The following is an 18233-nucleotide window of genomic DNA, read 5'->3' on the forward strand; positions in this document are numbered from 1 at the left end:
TACATGGAATCTTGATCCCGCCTACCTCCTCCTCAACCTCTCCCTGAGCCTCGCATAGTAGAACCAGGCGCTGCGCTTCACTCTCGCGGATTCCTCCGCTACTGCCTCCGGGGTCAGCTTGCCCTGCATAAGGGTTTTCCTGGCATCCCTATCTCCATGCTCGATGAGTGACACAGCTACAATAGAGTGGAGTAGCATTTTCTCCCTGAGCTTCGACTCCAGCTCGCCCCTCTTCTCCTCGAGGAGTCTAACCGTGTAGACTCCCTCTTCAATCTCTCTCAGAGCGAGCAGCTCCCTGAGGACAGGGATATTTGTCTGCACTCCATCAATGCTCATCTCGCTTAACGCTCTCCTCAGCCTTCCCAGGGCCGTCGCCCTGCTCCCGCCCCATGCGAGCACCTTGGCCAGCAACACGTATTCCTCACTCAGCTTGAGGCCTGCCGCCACGCCTGAGTCCACAGCTACCCCGAGCCCGGCTGGCTCATTGTACGATTTTACAACGCCGCTTGAGGGCTCGCCTTTGAAAGGCTTCTTATTGAATACCTTGGCTTCGAAGGCCCACCCGTTTAGAGATATGTTCTCCTGCCTGAGGTCTAGTGCAGAGTAGAGGGCTGCCTCCACCTGTTTCTCAACTATGTCTACGCCTGTTACAGCCTCTGTTGCAACGTGTTCGGGGGAGAGGCCGGGGTTAACCTCGTTGAGGAAGAGGGTGCGGCTCCTGACATCGTAGAGGAACTCCACTGTCGCAGTATTCCTAAGCCTCAGGGCTTCGCCAACCGCCACAGCGTAACCCACTAGCTTATCCCGTAGCTCCTTTGACACGGTTTTCGACGGTGCTTCAATCACGGTTTTCAAGTAGTCGTCTTGCAGGCTGGCTTCCCTCTCATAGAGGTGGATGACTTTCTCCCCGTCGCCGATGACTTGTACCTCTAGTAGCTTAGCGCTCCCCATGTATGGCTCCACGTATATTCTTCGATCGCCATAGAGCTTCTCAGCTTCCTTGACCGCGGTTTTCAACTGCTCTGCATCCTTCTCACTCCACAACACCCTGATCCCCCTGCCCCATGCACCCCTAGCTGGCTTAAGCACCAGTGGGTAGCCGTGTGCCCTCGCAAACTCCTCGAGGTCGGCGTCATCGTCCACGATGCTCCATGGTAGCGTGGGTACATCGAGCTTCTCGGCGAGGGTTTTAACCGCCGGCTTGTCCCTTGTGAATTCAATAAGGCTCGGGGGCGGACCTATGGGAACGAGTCCTCTCCTCGCGACCTCCCTATGGAACTCCGGGTTGTTCTCTAGGAAGCCGTAGCAGGGGTGTACTGCTTCAGCCCCGAGCTCTAATGCGGCTTCAACTATCTCCTTTACATCCATGTAGCTTGAGACCTTTGCCTCCTCCAGCATGTATCTCCTATGGGGGCTTGCCTCATCCTTCTCCGTGTAGATGCCGAGCGGGTGGTAGCCTTTTTCAACCAGTGTGCGGGCTATCCTTACAGCCGCCTCCCCTCTCCCTGCAACCATTATCCTCCTAGGCATCCTGAACCAGCCTGGTTTAAGCTACATTACTCTCGCAAGCCTTATAAAGCCAGCCTTCGAGAAAAAGGCCCATTCACCCTTCCTCAGAGCCTTCAACGCCTCTATGTACTCGTCGAGCCCTACTGGTTTAACCCTGATGATGCATAATCCATCGATCAGTGACTCCACGCAGTGGCCTAGGACGCCTATTGAGAGCTCTTCAAGTATCGTCGACAGATCCCTGGGGCTGGGGTTTGCATGCTCCTCTGGATGCGTGTGTGCTGCGAAAACGTGTCGAAGCCTTGGTAGAACTACTTTACCGCGCTGCATGCTCCTCAACACGTATGCTTCACCGGTCTCCCCTACGATGCCGTAGTATTCGAAGCCATTGTTGAAGGTTTCATGGATCCATTGCCTTAAGTAGGGTCTGAGGCCCTTCACGTAGAGGTCGAGTGACCTATTGTAGAGGCGTCTGTAGGATCCAACGGGGTCCCCGTATTCAACCGGGTAGCCGCAGTCCCAGTCACTGAGGATTTCTCTGAGCCCAGCTGTGTTTTCAACTATGAGCCTGCCGCCAGCTATCTCTGCCCTTAGATCGCTTACACCGGTTTCATCCAGGGCGTCCTCGATGCAGCGTAGAGCCTTGTGGAGCCTTGAGAGCTCCACGGTGTGCTCGTTGCCTACCTCCAGTATCTCCCCGTTTCTCAACTCCTCGGTGCACCCGTCTTCTCGAACTCCCTCACGTATTCAGCGTATATTGCAGCCGCTTTTACGACATCGCTGAGCCTTATGTATTCATTCGGCTTATGTGCTAACCCGACCTCGCCTGGCCCGTAGGATACAGCGGGTATTCCTTTCAAAGTATAGTACCTGAGGTCTAATCCACCGACACATATGGTTTTCCTGGGCTCCACACCAGTGGTCTTTTCCACCACCTTGCTCAGGAGCACAGTGTACTCGTGGCTGGGAGGCGTGAAGGCAGGGGGCGATGACTCGACAAGGGTGAAGGATGCCTGTACCCCTAGTTCGGCTGCCACCTTCTCCACCATGTCCTTTATCTCCCTCGCCACGTCTTCAACCTTCTCCTCGACTATTAGCCTCCTGTCTATGCTGAAGCCGGCTTCCCCGGGCACAATGTTTATTGAGCCCGGTGCGTAAAGGGCTCCGCCCGGCGTAATCGTGGGCTGTGCGGCTCTTTCATCCTCATACATGTAGCTGCTCTTCCTCAGCGATATCAGCTCCCTGTACTTCTTGAGGAAAACCTGGGCGAACACTATCATCTTCTCGAATGCATTGTCACCCAGCCACGGGGCTGAGCCATGGGCCTGCCTCCCATAGGTCTTCACAATACCCCAGACGTTGCCCCTGTGCCCTATATATATGTTGTCGAGGCCGGATGGCTCGGCTATCACCACGTAGTCAGGCTTGCTCCCCAGCTCGGAGACCAGGTAGCCTGTACCGGTCCTACCCCCTATCTCCTCATCTGGCACTAGTGCAGCCTCAACCACTACTCCTGGCTCCCTTCCCTCCGCTAAGCTGATCATTGCCGTGAGCACTGCCGCTATCCCACCCTTCATATCTGTTGCTCCACGCCCGTAGACCAAGTCGCCTCTGATAACCGGCTTGAAGGGCGGGGTCTCCCAGCCCTCGCCTGGTGCAACGACATCGTAGTGCCCGTTGAACTGTATAATCCTGTCGCCGCTGCCTATTCTAGCCAGTAATATGAACCTGGGTTTCTCAGGGTTGAATTCCCTTGGCAGAGTCTTCCTCACAAGCTCGTCGGGAACCCTGTGCACGGTGACGTGGACACCGTGCTCGGAGAGTAGCTCCCTGTAGAAGTCCACTATGTCCTCGTATGACTCCCCGAGGACAGTGGGGTATTCTATGCTGCCTGAAAGTATTCTCCCGGCTACTTCACGCATTCCAGCTTCATCCATGCTTAACCACCGGGTCTAGGAGCATGCGTGAATCCAGTTATTTCATTGAGATGTGTAAAGGGAAAAAATTAGGCTTTCTCAACGTGTATTATCTGGACGGGGCAGGCGTTTGCAGCGTCCTGTGCGCACTGCGCGAGGTCGTCTGGGATGACTCCTACAGCGATGTTGCCGCCCTCCCTGTATTTCCCTACGATCTGTGACTTATTGTCGTCGGGGTTCATCTCGAAGACGTCTGGGCATATGGAGACACACACCATGTCGGAGATGCAGTTTTCCCTAGGCTCTATTTTAACCTTGTACATGGCTTACACCACGCTATCTACTATATTCTCCTGAAAGGTTATAAAGAGTTCGCTCAGCTATGAGTCATGGGGGCAGCGTAGATGGGAGCAGTTAAAGCCATGGGAACAATATGGGTGGTTGCGGCAACCGGGATCGCCGGCAGCGTCATGAAGATACTTGGCGGGGTACTCTACGGGAGCAACACTCTCTTCGTCGACGCCTTGACAAGCGTGGCGAACATGGCCTCACTGATCTCAATACTATGGTTTAGGAGGCTCGCGTATACGCCGCCTGACTCAGACCATCACTTCGGGCACGAGCGATTCGAGTACATCGGTGTCCTGCCAATGCTCATCACCTACGGGTTCGTTGCAGGCCTCAGCGTTGCCCGCCTCTACTATGTGAGAGAATACAGGGTTGAGCTCAACGCGTTCTACCTGGCCCTCGCAGCCATGCTCATGTATGGTGTGGCGGTTGCCTCCTCCAGGAGGGCTCCCCCATCCCTCAGGGCTTACGGGGCGTTCACTGTGAGCGAGCTCCTCGAGGGCTTAGTGGGTGTTGTGGCAAGCCTCGGGGGAGCATTATACAGTTACCTCGTGGACTACGGTGGGGCAGTCCTGCTGACATCATACATATTCTACGAGATATATGAGGAGGGGAGAAGGCTTTCATCATTCATGGCTGACGAGGCACCGCCGCTGGAGGTGTATGAGAGGGTTGTGGAGACGGCTGAGTCGATGGGGTATAATGTGGAGTCCCTGAGGCTTAGAACCATAGTGCCTGGAAGGTATCACGGCGACATGGTTCTACAGCCGAAGAGCACTGCGCCAAGCGATTTAAGGGAGTTGAGGAGGGTTCTCCAGGGTAGGGGTGTGGATGTATGTATTGAAACGGAAAAACTCAACTCTTGAATAACTCGATGTAGTAGCTGTGGATCCCGTGCACTATCATCTCCACTGCAACCCCAGCAATGATCAAGGCCATGAACCTGCCTATAGCCCTCACAGTAGACATGCTCAGCAACCTCGTTAACACGTCGCTTAAGCCAAGTATCAGGAATGTAGCTGAGCAAGCTGTGACACCTGCAAGGAGGATCAAGGCTACCTCGGCTACACCGGTGCTGGAGGAGGTCAGTAGGAGTATGGTGGTTATGGTGCCGGGGCCTATTATTAATGGGGTCGCTATGGGGACCACGGCTATGTCGCCTGGATGCATCCTCTTAGTCCTCACGTCGTCGCCAAGCATGTCTAAGGCTATAGTCATCAATATTATGCCGCCGCCAACCCTTAAGCTGGCAACCGAGATGTTGAAGGCCTCTAGGATGTAGCGTCCCACAAGCGTGAAAACAGTGACCAGTATGAGCCCAGCTAGATACGCCTTCTTAACTATCGCGATCCTCCTACGGTGGTCGAGGCCCTCCGTGAGGGACATGAATGTAGGTATCGCTGAGAAAGGGTTCATTATAGCGATTAACTGAGTAAAGTAGCTGAGCAACGCTATCAGGTACTCCATGCAACACTACCTCCTCCTAGGCTTCAGCTCCCCTATGTATATGCCGAGGCCTTTCTTACCGACTAGTTCACGCCCCTCTATGAGTACACTCCCATTCACTATCAAGTGGTAGGGGTGTCCATAGAGCTCCATCCCCTCCCATGGCGTCCAGTCAACCTTATGGTGGTGTGTTGAAGCAGTGATCTTCCTGGGGCTCCCGGTTTCAAGGACAACTATGTCTGCGTGGCTGCCGACGGCTAGCTCTCCCTTCAACGGGTAGACTCCGAGTATCCTGGCGGGATTCCTCGCTGTGACCTCTATGAATCTTGCAAGGGAGAGACGCCTCTGGAGCACTCCATACGTGAAGAGGAATGGCATCATCACCTCTAGGTTGGGGACGCCTCCCCACGCCTCCCAGACATTGACTTCCTTCATGCTGCGGGGAGCCGGGGCGTTATCGCTTACATACGCGTCTATGACGCCTGCCTCCAGGCCTCTCCAGAGGGCATCCCTGTCCTCAATGCTCTTGAGTGTAGGGGCTACTTTGAGGTATGCGCCGAACCTGGCTGAGTCCTCCCTCGTGAAGAACAAGTGGTGCGGGGTCACCTCGCTGGTTATGCTTGTCTTCTTTTTCAGGTTTGCAACTGCTTCAACCCCCTCCCTGCTGGAGAGGTGTGCTATGTGTACTCTTGCACCGACATCCAGCCCTATGTATCCAACCCTGTATATTGCGGACGCCTCAGTGCTCCCGGTTCTACTTGAATGGTAGGCGGTGATAGTGTTCTGGGTTGACAGCTTTCTCTCCCAGTAGCCTATTAATGCCTCGTCCTCGGCGTGCACTACTGCAACACCGTTGGCTATGGCTACGTGTTCAAAGGCCTCTGGTAGTGCGTCATCACTTATCTTGAAGGGCCTGCAGGTGAAGAACTTGAAGAGTCTGACACCGCGGCGGGCGAGCTCAGGTATAACCGTGTAGTTCTTCTCGTTTATGAAGCCACCTATGACCCCATAGTTCAGGTAGCTGTTTCTCCTGGCCTCCTCGAGCTTCTCCTCGAGAACCCTCTCATTATCCACAATGGTTCTCAGCGGCATGTCGACAACCGTGGTTAAACCCCCGAAGGCGGCTGCAAGGCTCCCGGTCTCCCAGTCCTCGTTCCCCGCGTAGGCTTGATCATAGATGTGGGCATGTATATCTATGCCGCCTGGTACCGTTATCCTCCCGCCGGCGTCGAGAACCTCGTCGGCCTGTGCCTCCCGTTTACCTACATAGGTGATCACGCCGTCCTCCACATATATGTTTGCCTCCACGATGTCGCCTGAGGACAGCGGTATGCCAGCGTTCTTGATCAACAGGGTAGGCAAACTACCACCTCTGCAACCACTAGTTTCATCTAATGATCCAATGCTTTTAAAGCAGTGGATTAAAGGGTTGATAGGTGCAGTAAGGGCGGTGAGTATTGGCGCAGGGACGCCGTCGCGTGCTGGAACCCGCTGCTCCAAGCCCTGCGGGGTTACCTGTAGATGGAGGGGGACCCCGTGACGTTGGGCTCGACCGCCACCCATGACCCCATACCGATGGCCCGTGAGGTATGGACGAGGCGGAAGCCCCTGGATATGAGTGAACATGAAGAGATGAAGATGATTATCTAGGGGCAAACAGCGAACGGACGCTATGCAATAAATATTGAGGGCTTCAGGGGCAGCGCTCTCTCAGCTTTCGGAATCCCCTTGCTCCTCGCTTCATCCTCCCAGAGCACTTCCACCTCGACGCCGAATCTACGTGAATAGTATGGTGCCATGTACTTGTAGATACTGTACTCGAGCTGGCTTGCAACGTTCTTCACCTGCTCGTTTGGATGCTTCTTGAAGTAGTTGTAGACCTCTACGATCTCTGCCTCCCTACCCCTCAACCCGTAGGTGGTTCTCATGGAGTCAACGACCTCCTTCAGGGATCCCCCCTTCAACGCTTCAAGGGCTACTTTCCTCTTCCACTCCGGTGCGACAATAATGTATATTCTTGAAGGAGTCTTCTTCAGTAGGCTGACCACCTCCCTTATATCCTCCTGCAGCATGATAGCGTTGTCCACGGCCGCGTCTACCTCAGGGTTCACGGGTTCCCTTGGAGACGGCCAGGAGCTGAGTGAGAGGAAGCCCTTGCCGCCCATTAACTCATGTATCTCCTCTGTTATGTGCGGTATCACCGGGTTTAACACTGTGATCCAGTCTCTTAACACCTGTTTAACGCCGCAGATATACTTCTCACCCGCAATATCCCTGTACTTGTCGACCAGGGAGAGCACGTTGAAGAGCGAGTTCTGCACGTATTCACGTATCTCCATGTGCTCAATGCTCTCTGATGCAGCCTTCACAAGCTGGTTGAAGCGGTCTATGAACCATGTGGAAACCGGGTCGTCTAGTCCAGTGTTCCTGCACTCAGTGCTTAAAGCCGTTTTAGCGAGCTCCACAAGCCTCCTAAGCGAGTCCGCTACCACTGCGACGTCTCTCTCCCTCCAGTCTAGCACGCTGTCTAGGCTGGCCGCCCACGATATGTATAGGCGGAAGAGATCCGCTGAGTAGAGTCTAGCTATATCTCTTAAAGGTATCACGTTGCCCTTGCTCTTAGACATCTTGGCGCCTTCACGTATAACCGTCTCATTCAGGGTTATCATCCTGGGCCAGTGTTCACGGGGGAAGATGACTGCGTGATGTATTATGTAGAAGGATAAGTGGTTGCTTATATGGGGTATGGATGTATGCCTGTGGTCTACAGGGTACCAGTAGGTGAACTCAGACCTCATCTCTTCAAGCACTCTTAGAGGTATCCCGGTTCTCGCCGATACCTCGACTGGGTCGCCTAAGCCGAGGAACACGTAGTCGAAGACCTCCGGGGTCAACTGCTCTGGTTTCACCCCGTTCTCCCTGATCTTATGGACCACCGTGTAGAACGCCATGTATATTGTTGAGTCACTGAGGCTCTCGATAATCCACTCGGGCGACCATGGGAGAGGAGTGCCTATACCCCTCTTCCTGGCACAAGGCCTCTTGTCAAGCCATTCAAGTGTGTCTAGGAAGGCTTTCCTATACTTCTCCGGGATCACCGTGAGCTCTCTCTCAATATACTCCCTCACCTTCTCCTTAACCTCTTTGACCCCGTAGTCGAGGAACCACTGCCCCTTTATCTTGGCCACTATGATCTCACCGCCCGCCCTGCACCTGGCCTTCCTGTTCAACTCGTAGAACGTGAAGGCCTGCCCAGCTTCGAGAAGCCTTCTTCTCACTATTTCCCTGGCCTCCTTGACTGGGACCCCTTTAAGCACCGGGTCGTCTACAATCATCACGCCGCTATAGTACTGCTCCCTGTACACCTCCCTGGTGACCTCCTCTAGGCGTGCATCTAGTTGACTAGTGATCCCGGCTTTCTCCACGGCTACCTTGGCGTGGTGGTCGCTTAACCCTGGTACCTCTATGATTCTCACCGGCTCCAGGGCGTCGACCACCCCTGGGTCCACACCATACTCCTTCAGCATCTCTCTCCTAGCCTTCAACTCCTGGAGGGCTACATAGTCGTAGGGGGCGTCGCTTGGCTCACTGTAAACTATGCCTGTAGCGTTATCGGGATCCACGAACTCGGCTGGAAGCACTATGAGCTCCCTGCCCAGTGGTGAGACAACTCTCCTACCCACCAGCTCCCTTCCCTGCATCTCTGCCACGATCCTGATCTCATCCTCCGGGTGCTGGTGGAGGAGCTTCACGTATGCTTTCTCCGATACTATGATCCTCTCCCCTCTCCAGAGTAGCTCGAGGTATTTCGCGGCAGGGTTCACCCATATGTTGATGGCGCCATAGATTGTTTCAGGCCTTAGTGTTGCTGCAGCGAGGTAGGCGTTTCTCTCCCTGTCATGGAACTTCACGGCCGTGTATTCGAGTACCTCCACCGGGTTCACGTCGGCGTCCTGTATGTCGTCCTCTCCCTCAGGCTGCTTGTGGAGGAGGCAGTATGTCACCACGTGGTCTCCCGTGGTGATCAAGCCTTTCTCCCTGAGCTTCATGAACTGCCATGTCACAAACCTGTTGTATATTGGTTCACCGGTGTGGAACCTCCTCCTCCAGTCTATGCTGTAGCCTAGGGCGTCGAAGTCCGACTGTATTCTCTCAGCGAAGAAGACTGCGAGGTTCAACGGGTTCTTAAATGACTCCAGTATCTCGTTAACCCTTGACTCATCGTCCACGTAGTACTTTATGTAGGATTTATACATGTTGACCACGCGTTCCTCGCCGCGTGCAATCATCTCTGAAACAGCTAGCACCGGTGTACCGGTTATGTGGAAGGCCATCGGGTAGAGGACGTTGAAGCCCTTCAGCCTCTTATACCTTGCAACAATATCGCCCATAGTGTATGTCCTCCCATGGCCTATGTGGAGCGGTGCATTACTGTAGGGGTATGGCACGGTTATAAAGTACTTGGGTTTCCCGGGCACTGGATCAGCCTGGAAAACCCTGCTCTCCCTCCACCTGGCCTGCCATTTCGCCTCAATACTTCTCAGCCACTCGAGGAACCCTTCGGCACTCACCCTTCACGCGCCTCCAGTCACATTATGAAAACAAGGCCACATGCTTAAAACCCTACCTCACCACTGTGAACACGGCTGCACCCAGTAGCTCCACCACGGCGATGTAGATGGCTAGCGCCTGGATACCTGCTGAGCCAAGTATACCGGCCTGGATAATGCCCCCCGTGAAGACGGCTAGGCCCTCGGCAAGCCCGTATAATCCATAGGCGAACGCCCTCTTCTCGCGTGGCACGAGGTCGGCTACAGCCACCCTTACATTCGTCTCGTAGGCACCCATGGCAAGCCCCCATGCCACCACTGGTATAAACGGGTTCACCTGGAGGAGCGGTAGCAGTACGCCTGCAACGGCGGCTGCGAGGGGCGCTAGCACTGCGCTCCTCACTCCAACCCTGTCGTAGAGGATGCCGGAGGGGATTGCAAGCACCCCGTCGACCAGCATTGCGACAGTGTAGAGGAGTGCAATATAGTCGCCTGTGAACCCAGTGCTCCTCGCATAGTAGCCCACTATATCCCAGGACACTAGGCCTAGGCCGAAGAATATGAACCCTAATGTGTAAACATAGTAGCCACGGGTAAGGCCCTTGAAGCCGACGCCCACCCCTCTCGCAGTAATGGATTTCGGAGACGGGTAGAGGAACCATGCAGCCGCTACAAGGATCACTGCGACCGCTCCCGGAACCCCTAGGGCTGTGAAAACCCTTGAGTAATCCTGACTACTCGACGCCAGGATAAGGGAGGCGATCAACGGGCCTAACACGGCTCCAGCCTGATCCATGGCCTCATGGATCCCGAAGCCGAGTCCCTTACCCATACCCTCGCTCACCTCAGCCAGGATTACATCCCTCGCCGGCGCCCTCAACCCCTTCCCCAGCCTCTCAAACACTATGAGGGCTATCACGAGCTCCCATCTACGTGTAAACGCCAGTAAAGGAATAGCAATAACGTTCACAAAGTACCCTGTGAACACGAGTAGCCAGAGCACCCTGGGCCTCCTGAAGTAGTCGCTTACAACACCACTGAGAAACCTGGATCCATAACTCGCGAGCCAGCCGACGCCGGCTAACCCGGCTGCAATAACCGGGGCACCGATAACGCTGAGATAACTCCCCCTCACCGAGATAGCACCCTCATAAGCCATGTCGGCGAACAATGAGACAAGCCCCAGGATAATGAACACCGTAAGCAACCTGCTACTCATACAAGGCCACCACTTCATACATGCGATGCGTGGAACAGTTAAAAAAAAGATGTATGCGTTAATGCGGGTAGATGGTTCTCGAGGAGAAGGCATGGTGGAGAATAATATCAGGGCTTTGGGAGTATAAAATCTCACCCAGGCCCGCAGTAGAGCCCGGGTGTTAGGGAAAAGAAGGGCTTAGGTTATGGAATGCTATTTCCCGCCATGCTCTTCAAGTGCTCTCCTGTAGGGCAGTGGCCTATATTCCCTCAGCGAGGGATCGGGTAGCTTCACTGGTTCACCTATCTCAGCCGACTTGTATGCAGCCATCAACAATTCCATTACTTCAACAGCGTGGAAGAGGTTTTCACGCGGTGTCTTGTTCTCCGCAAACGCTCTGGTGAACTCTTGATCCTCGTATATGTATCCATACGCGAATGCCTCATCGGGTAGTGCCGGCATCAATCCCTGCTCGGCTGCCTGCTTCTCAACTAGATCCTCGCCTGCAGGACCCTTTACCTCCCTGCTGAAGAATACAAAGAGCTCTGGCTGCAACGTATTGATAGACATGTAGTACTCGGGTCCGAAGAGCTCGAAGGTAAGCCTGAGTCCTGGCCCCACGAAGCTCCACGCGTTGCTCGACTCTGCTACAGCCAACGTACCGTCCTCGGCCTCGTAAGTGATAACCACCCTGGCATAGTCCTCCACTGGAATCACACGGTAGTCGACACCGTGAGCCTTGAGCAGTTTCTCCACGTAGAGCGGCCTACGCCATTTTAGTGTTTCAGTGAAGCCTACTACTTTAACCGGTTTCAAATCCTTATAGTTCTTTCCGGGTTCAGAGAGTAGGTATCTGCCAGCCTCAATACTGTGGCAACCCATGTCCAGTAGCACACCGCCCCCGGAGTACGCTGGGTTCCAGAACCAGTGACTATGGGGTCCTCCGTGTTCCTCGGCTGCTCTAGACAAGTATGGTCTACCGGTGAGAGCTGCACCCCTTCTCCAAGCTATCTCCCGTCCCCTGACAACAGATGGTGCGAACACCTGGTTTTCCAGGTACCCGTGTAGTAGGCCGGCTTTCCTCACTAGTTCCAAGATTCCAGCAGCCTCCTCGAGGTTCCTGGCAAGAGGTTTCTCGTATGCGACAGCTTTCACACTGCTGCCCTGTGTCACCTCTTCAACTATGGTTCTTGTCACATCGAGCCTAGTGTGATTCGGCGTGAGTATCCAGAGTGCGTCAATCTTCTCCTTGCGTAGCATCTCCCTTAGATCGCTGTAAACACTTGGCTCAGGGTACCCTATTTCCCTGGCTAATGCTACTAGGTCTCGTCTGCCTGTCGGCGAGTACACGGATGACACGATGGCGTTTGGAACGCTGGCGAAGGCTCTTAGATGGAATCTTGCAACGAAGCCGCTGCCCACGAAGCCTACTCGTAGCATCACTGCCACCTTGTACTAGTTATATGCTCTCTCACTTCTTGAACTGTTGTACAACACCCCACTGCTCCTCTGCGATCTTGTCCATAGCTGTCTTAGGATCTATTTGGCCGGCTACAACCATGTTCCAGTACTTCTGCTGTATCTCGAGCATCCTACCGTAGAAGGGGATGTTCCAGAAGTCCTTTGCATAGGGCAGAGACTCCACGAACGCCCTAGCCCACGGCTTGCTGTTTACAAAGTCGCTGCTTTGCGCTATTGATTTCCTAGCTGTGAAGCCCACTCTCAACGAGTAATCCTTATATGCAACGGTGTAGAACCATTTGATGAATAATTTAGCTTCCTCCTTGTGGTTACTATACGATGAGATGACTAGTGGCTGTCCTCCGAGGGTAATGTATCTCACACCGTTGTGCTGAGGTAGGATAGCAACGCCGATCTTGTCGGATACGCGGGATGTAGCTGGATCGAAGAGTGCTGGAGCCATACTGGGCCATAGGACGGTCATAGCTGCCTTGCCCTGTGCGAAAGTAGTTATCACTTTGTCGTAATCATATGTTGCAGGGGATGGAGGCATATACCTGGTTAGATTGTGGAGGAACTGTAATGCTTCAACTCCCTGTGTACTGTTAATGTAGCTCCTTGGATCCATGGTTGAAGGGTTCCATAGTTCTGCACCCCAGCTCCAGAACATGCTTAGGAATGAGCACGATATGTAGTCGTAGTCCCTGGATAGAACTAGTGTTATACCGTAGAAGTCCTCGGTAAGCGTCTGGCCTGCAAGGGTTTCACCAGCCCTCCTGGTAAAGAACTCCGCTATATCTTTTAACTGCAGCCAGTCAAGTCTCTTGAAGTCCTCTAGTGTTGAAGGGAGATCATACCCGTACTTAGCTTTGAAATTAGCTCTCTCCACGGGGTCGTTGAATAAGTCTTTCCTATAGTAGAGGAGCATCACGGCATCAGCATAGCCGGGCACACCCACATACCTGTTGCTTCCCTGTGGATACGTCATGTAGAATTTAACAAGGTTTTCGTATGTGTCCTGCGTAGCCGCCTTCATATCGGGGTCGTTATTGATCCAGTCGGTTAGGTCTATGATATGTCCTCCCTCAAATAGCTCGCCCAGCCATTGGCTGTCGGAGAATATTATGTCGGCTTCAGAGCTCCTAGCGGTAACTATGCTGGTTACCCTTTGATAGTACGTTCCCCAGGGCGTGAAATCAAACACCACCTTCACAGGGTATCCGAGCTTCTCCTGCGCATAAGAGGTGAAGTTTGCTGAGAGTTGCTCAAGTATTTTGCCGGGTTCCCACTCAGGGCTTAACACAACTATCGTGACTTCTTTCCTAGGTTGCTGCGTGCTTAGATAGTATGCTACGCCCCCAATAACTACTATGGCGAGAACTACTATAGCTATCAATAGGTTTCTATTCATTGATCCCACCATTTCCACGCCGAAATATATTGTTTACAAGAATATATAAACTTTACCTTACACAATGTAGACTTAAAGTGCCACGCATTCCATAAACATTTAAAAACTCTGACCCCATAACTATACCATGAAACAGCGGGCGTTATCCATGATTAAAGCCGGTAGAGGTAGAAATGCCAACCCCTGGATCCTAGTGTTACCCGCGTTCATGCTATTGTTGTTGTTCAACATATTTCCACTGGTCTGGAGCCTTGGATTATCGTTCTATAGTTTCTCGCTTATTATCAGGCAAAAACCAAATTTCGTCTGGGTAAGCAACTACGCCAACTTGATCACCAGCCAGGAGACATGGGACAGGTTCGCTAAGACAGGCGTTTTCATAGGGTATAGTCTGATCCTTCAATTCGGGCTGGCACTTCTGTTCTCACTGCTGTTGTTCGGCGAATTTAAGGGGAGGAAGGTTGTTATAACAGCCTTGACAATTCCACTAATGATTGCCCCGGTGGCATCAGCGTTAATATTCAGGTATCTCTTCGACGAGATGTTTGGTCCTGTCAACCAGTTTCTGCGTTCGCACCTCGGCGTGAGCCCATTGTGGTTCAGTAATGAATTATCCCCCATCGGGGTCCCATATGCGATGTTAATGGTTATATTGGTTGAGACATGGATATGGACGCCCTTCGTGATGTTTCTAATCATGGCTGGCATAAGCGCTATACCGCAGGATCTCGTAGAGCAAAGCAGAGTAGATGGCTTAAGGTTCAGATATGTCTTCAGATTCGTGATACTGCCCTACGTGAAGCCTATGCTCGCCATAGCATTGATATTCAGGTTCATGGATTCTCTGAAGACCTTCGACACAGTGTACGTTCTCACAGCGGGTGGCCCTGGTACAACCACCGAGCTGATATCGGTTCACATATACAAGCTCGCATTCGAGAGATGGGACTTCGGCTCTGCAACAGCCCTCAGCTACCTGGTGCTCGTAATAGTCATCTTCGCCACGAACCTCTTCATGCACTACCTGATGGGTGGTGGGGAGAGATGAGCGTCGTAAGGGATTTAACAGGCTACCGGGTTAAGAAGGTGTTGAGATACCTCCTCCTATTGATCCTCACCTCCATATGGTTGCTCCCAGTTTACGCCATGTTCTCCATAGCTTTCAGACCTAGGTGGGATATGTATGGTAACCTATTCATTCCTGCAGCAATCACACTGGAGAACTTCGTGGAGGCATATAACTACGGTGCGTTCTCAGCGATAGTGAACTCAATAGTGTTAACTGCTGGTGGGACAGGCATAGCCTTACTGCTCGCTGTGCTAGCAGCCTACGCGTTCTCACGGTTTAACATGAGGGGTAAGAACCTCCTAATGTTCTATATACTGTCAACTAGAATGATGCCCGGTATAACCCTTGTAATACCAATCTTCGTAATGTACTATAATTTGGGATTAAAGGGAACCTATCTGGGCTTGATACTAGTCTACTCCATGATGACCCTACCACTCAGCCTGTGGATGATCAAGAGCTTCATAGATGATGTCCCAAGAGATATAGATGAAGCTGCGATACTGGATGGGCACTCAACATGGTACATATTGTTCAAGATAACCCTACCCTCCATAACCCCTGGGCTCGCTGCCTCTGCAGCATTCGCAGCGATAGCCGTGTGGAATGAATTCCTGTTCGCACTGTTGCTCAGTAGCATTGAGACCAAGCCCACCTCAGTATTGCTGAGCAGTATCAGGGGGGAGAGAGGCTTCAACTGGGGGAGAGTTGCATCCATAGAAGTAGTGTATATTCTCCCCATAGTACTCCTAGTGTTCTGGTTGCAGAGATACATACTGAGAGGCTTAACATTCGGAACCGTTAAGAGGTGAAGTGCATGGTTCTACTGGAAGCCAGGGGAGTTTCAAAGAGTTACAATGATAGGAAGATACTCGACGATGTTTCCTTTCACATAGACCAGGGCGAGTTATGCGTTATACTGGGGCCACCTGGCTCCGGGAAGACTACACTGCTGAAGATTATTGCCGGCCTCGTAAGGCAGGATGAAGGAAGCATCCTACTGAACGGGGAGTCAATAGATGATAAACCTCCTTCACAGAGACCTGTCTCAATGATGTTTGAGACCCTGGCCCTCTACTCACATTTAACGGTCTACGAGAATATAGCGTCGCCCCTTATTGCCGCTAAGAAAACACCTGAAGAGATAGATAGGAGGGTTCGAGAGCTGGCCGGGGTACTCAAAATAGAGCATCTTCTCGAGAGGAAGGCCGACAAGCTTAGCGGCGGCGAGAGGCAGCGTGTTGCTATGGCGAGGGCGTTGGCTAAGGATGCCTCAATATATTTACTTGACGAACCATTCGCCAACCTCGACGCGAAGATAAGACACGCCCTAAGAACAGAGTTTAAGAAGCTCAAGCAAGCACTCGGTAAAACCATAGTACTAGCGACAAGCGACCCGCTCGACGCGCTGTCCCTCGGCGATAAGATAATTGTCATCCGCTGGGGGAAAGTATACCAAGTTGGAGACCCACTCACCATATACAGGAGGCCAAAGGGCCTCTGGCTCTCCCGGTATCTCACAGGGGGACTACTAAACGAGCTCGAGGTGGCGTGGAGAGGCGGCGAGCTTGTCGTGGAGGGCATTAATAGAATGAGGCTTTCATTGCCGCGTGAACTATTGGAATTGATTCTCGGGAGAGGCATCGAAAAAGCCACGCTCGCCTCATACATTGATGGATGCAGTATCTCTAGGTCTAGCAGGGGGTGTAAAGGGCTGGGAATCAAAGCTAAGTACATTGGTGCCGAGTACAGGGGGAGCGAGTACATAGTCTATGCATCGGAGGCAGACCGCATCTTTAAATGCCTAATGCACCCAGCCGAGTTCACCCTCATGGATTTGAAGTATGGGGACGAGGTAGAGGTATGCATAGATCTATCGAACACAATAGTGTTCGCAGGGAGTGACTCTGAGGAGGAGGATGATAGTGGTCTCGGTTGAGATACGGGGCGTCTCGAAAAAATTTGGGAAGGTGGAGGCCCTGAAAGGCATAGACCTTTTCATCAGGAGCGGTGAATTCTTCGCTATCCTCGGCCCAAGCGGCTGCGGCAAGACCACCCTGCTCAGAATAATAGCCGGCCTCGAAAAGCCGTCGACGGGGAGGGTTTTCTTCGACGGGGTTGATGTAACCGGCTACCCAGCTGAATACAGAAATGTTGCAATGGTGTTCCAGTTTTACGCACTTTACCCAACCACGGTCTACGAGAACATAGCCCTTCCACTTAAATCGAGAAAGTATAAGGGAAAGGAGATCTATGAACGCGTTAGAAAAATATCCGAGGTAGTTGGCTTATCAGATAAACTGAATCTTCACGTTAACAAGTTAAGCGTGGCTGACAAGCAAAGGGTGGCATTGGCTAGGGCTATGGCCAGGGAGCCCAACCTATACCTGCTTGATGAGCCACTGACAATACTGGATCCCGTGAGCAGGATAATCATGAGAAGCGAGTTGAAGAGGGTGCAGAGAGAGCTCGGTCAAACAGTGATATATGTAACGCATGATCAGGTCGAAGCACTAACCCTGGCCGATAGAATAGCGGTCATGAGCTTCGGGAGAGTGGAGCAGGTTGGAGAGCCAGATGCAATATACAATAACCCCGTGAACACCTATGTCGGCTGGTTCCTAGGGGAGCCCGGGATGAACTTCATAGATGTACAGGTTAGTGGGGAGGGCTTAGCCATAGGGGGTTCAGCGATCTATGTGAACAGGGATATGGCAGCAGTCTTAAGGAAGAAAGGGTTTGACAGAGTTCTCCTGGGATTCAGAGGCGAGAATGCCATTGTATCAAGGCACAGTGGAGGCGGCGGGGTGAGCTTTGCCTCCAGAGTAAGCGTGATAGAGTTCCTTGGAACACGCTACATTATCACGCTTGAAGCGGGTGGGCAAGAGTTCAAGGTGGTCATGGATACGAAGAGGTTCGAGGAATTATCGCCCAAGGTGGGTGAGGAAGTCTACGTACGCATCCGTGACTCATACATTAGGCTCTATGATCCAGAAGGAAGGATCATAGAACTATCTGAGGGTGACAAGTGATGAAGACCTCTAGGGGATTCATCGAAAAAACTCTCCTAATAGTTGGCTTGATAGGGTTGGCATTAATAATCCAACCTTTCAGCAGGGATGCCTACACATGGGGATGGTATGTTCTAATGGCAGCAACCACACTGTACGTGGCGTCCACGCTTACGCCGACCAGCTATCACGGCACTAGGTTCCTCCTCAGGTATGCACTCACGCTTACAATAGTGTTGCTCGTAGTGGCATCATTCATACTGCTCTCAATAAAGCTAGCTCCACTGCTAGTAGGTTAACCATTCTTCCCTGAA

General features: G+C 52.6%; 16 protein-coding genes. 6 read left to right on the plus strand and 10 right to left on the minus strand.

Features of this window, described 5'->3' with window-relative positions; genetic code table 11:
• Positions 1–21 precede the first annotated feature (21 nt).
• From DESMU_RS02585 to DESMU_RS02600, 4 genes are all read right to left on the minus strand, one after another.
• Positions 22–1530 carry an ATP-binding protein gene (locus DESMU_RS02585; protein WP_013562039.1) on the minus strand — a complete coding sequence of 503 codons (1509 nt, stop codon included), beginning with the start codon at positions 1528–1530 and terminating at the stop codon, positions 22–24.
• A 21-nt stretch (positions 1531–1551) separates the two neighbouring features.
• Positions 1552–2217 (minus strand): hypothetical protein, encoded by a 666-nt coding sequence (locus DESMU_RS02590; RefSeq protein ID WP_013562040.1) that lies wholly within the window; start codon positions 2215–2217, stop codon positions 1552–1554.
• A complete protein-coding gene (locus DESMU_RS02595; protein WP_013562041.1) occupies positions 2214–3446 on the minus strand; it encodes a M20 family metallopeptidase in 1233 nt (410 codons plus the stop codon). The genes DESMU_RS02590 and DESMU_RS02595 overlap by 4 nt, the downstream gene beginning before the upstream one ends.
• A gap of 68 nt (positions 3447–3514) precedes the next feature.
• Positions 3515–3748 carry a ferredoxin gene (locus tag DESMU_RS02600; protein WP_013562042.1) on the minus strand — a complete coding sequence of 78 codons (234 nt, stop codon included), beginning with the start codon at positions 3746–3748 and terminating at the stop codon, positions 3515–3517.
• A gap of 81 nt (positions 3749–3829) precedes the next feature.
• Here DESMU_RS02600 and DESMU_RS02605 point away from each other — a divergent pair, with 81 nt between their 5' ends.
• Positions 3830–4639: a cation diffusion facilitator family transporter gene (locus tag DESMU_RS02605; RefSeq protein ID WP_013562043.1), complete on the plus strand. Its 810-nt coding sequence runs from the start codon at positions 3830–3832 to the stop codon at positions 4637–4639.
• On the opposite strand, the gene DESMU_RS02610 is transcribed toward DESMU_RS02605, so the two are convergent.
• The 6 genes from DESMU_RS02610 to DESMU_RS02635 all read right to left on the minus strand — a co-directional run bounded on the left by DESMU_RS02610 (position 4629) and on the right by DESMU_RS02635 (position 13851).
• Entirely contained in the window at positions 4629–5240 is a 612-nt protein-coding gene (locus DESMU_RS02610) for a MarC family protein (RefSeq protein WP_013562044.1), read from the minus strand. The genes DESMU_RS02605 and DESMU_RS02610 overlap by 11 nt on opposite strands.
• 6 nt (positions 5241–5246) lie before the next feature.
• Entirely contained in the window at positions 5247–6581 is a 1335-nt protein-coding gene (locus DESMU_RS02615; protein ID WP_013562045.1) for a dihydroorotase, read from the minus strand.
• A gap of 308 nt (positions 6582–6889) precedes the next feature.
• Positions 6890–9790: a leucine--tRNA ligase gene (leuS, locus tag DESMU_RS02620; protein ID WP_013562046.1), complete on the minus strand. Its 2901-nt coding sequence runs from the start codon at positions 9788–9790 to the stop codon at positions 6890–6892.
• Between the two features lie 52 nt (positions 9791–9842).
• Complete coding sequence (locus DESMU_RS02625; RefSeq protein ID WP_013562047.1) at positions 9843–10988, minus strand: MFS transporter; 1146 nt, start codon at positions 10986–10988, stop codon at positions 9843–9845.
• A gap of 192 nt (positions 10989–11180) precedes the next feature.
• Positions 11181–12407, minus strand: coding sequence for a Gfo/Idh/MocA family protein (locus tag DESMU_RS02630; RefSeq protein ID WP_013562048.1), 1227 nt, complete (start codon positions 12405–12407; stop codon positions 11181–11183).
• A 31-nt stretch (positions 12408–12438) separates the two neighbouring features.
• On the minus strand, positions 12439–13851 hold the full coding sequence (locus DESMU_RS02635; RefSeq protein ID WP_245526476.1) for an ABC transporter substrate-binding protein: 1413 nt from the start codon (positions 13849–13851) through the stop codon (positions 12439–12441).
• 115 nt (positions 13852–13966) lie between these two features.
• Between DESMU_RS02635 and DESMU_RS02640 the strand changes: the two genes are divergently transcribed.
• The 5 genes from DESMU_RS02640 to DESMU_RS02660 are packed head-to-tail and all read left to right on the plus strand — an operon-like array spanning position 13967 to position 18218.
• The gene (locus DESMU_RS02640) at positions 13967–14887 is read left to right on the plus strand and encodes a carbohydrate ABC transporter permease (RefSeq protein ID WP_245526477.1); all 921 of its coding nucleotides are present in this window, start codon (positions 13967–13969) and stop codon (positions 14885–14887) included.
• A complete protein-coding gene (locus DESMU_RS02645) occupies positions 14884–15720 on the plus strand; it encodes a carbohydrate ABC transporter permease (protein WP_013562051.1) in 837 nt (278 codons plus the stop codon). Before DESMU_RS02640 ends, DESMU_RS02645 begins: the two co-directional genes overlap by 4 nt.
• Before the next feature lie 5 nt (positions 15721–15725).
• Entirely contained in the window at positions 15726–16847 is a 1122-nt protein-coding gene (locus tag DESMU_RS02650) for an ABC transporter ATP-binding protein (RefSeq protein ID WP_013562052.1), read from the plus strand.
• Positions 16810–17940, plus strand: a complete 1131-nt coding sequence (locus tag DESMU_RS02655; RefSeq protein ID WP_013562053.1) for an ABC transporter ATP-binding protein — start codon at positions 16810–16812, stop codon at positions 17938–17940. The genes DESMU_RS02650 and DESMU_RS02655 overlap by 38 nt, the downstream gene beginning before the upstream one ends.
• Positions 17940–18218, plus strand: a complete 279-nt coding sequence (locus DESMU_RS02660; protein ID WP_013562054.1) for a hypothetical protein — start codon at positions 17940–17942, stop codon at positions 18216–18218. Before DESMU_RS02655 ends, DESMU_RS02660 begins: the two co-directional genes overlap by 1 nt.
• Positions 18219–18233 lie beyond the last annotated feature (15 nt).

Origin of the sequence: Desulfurococcus mucosus DSM 2162 (assembly GCF_000186365.1) — an archaeon.
Lineage (GTDB): Archaea > Thermoproteota > Thermoprotei_A > Sulfolobales > Desulfurococcaceae > Desulfurococcus > Desulfurococcus mucosus.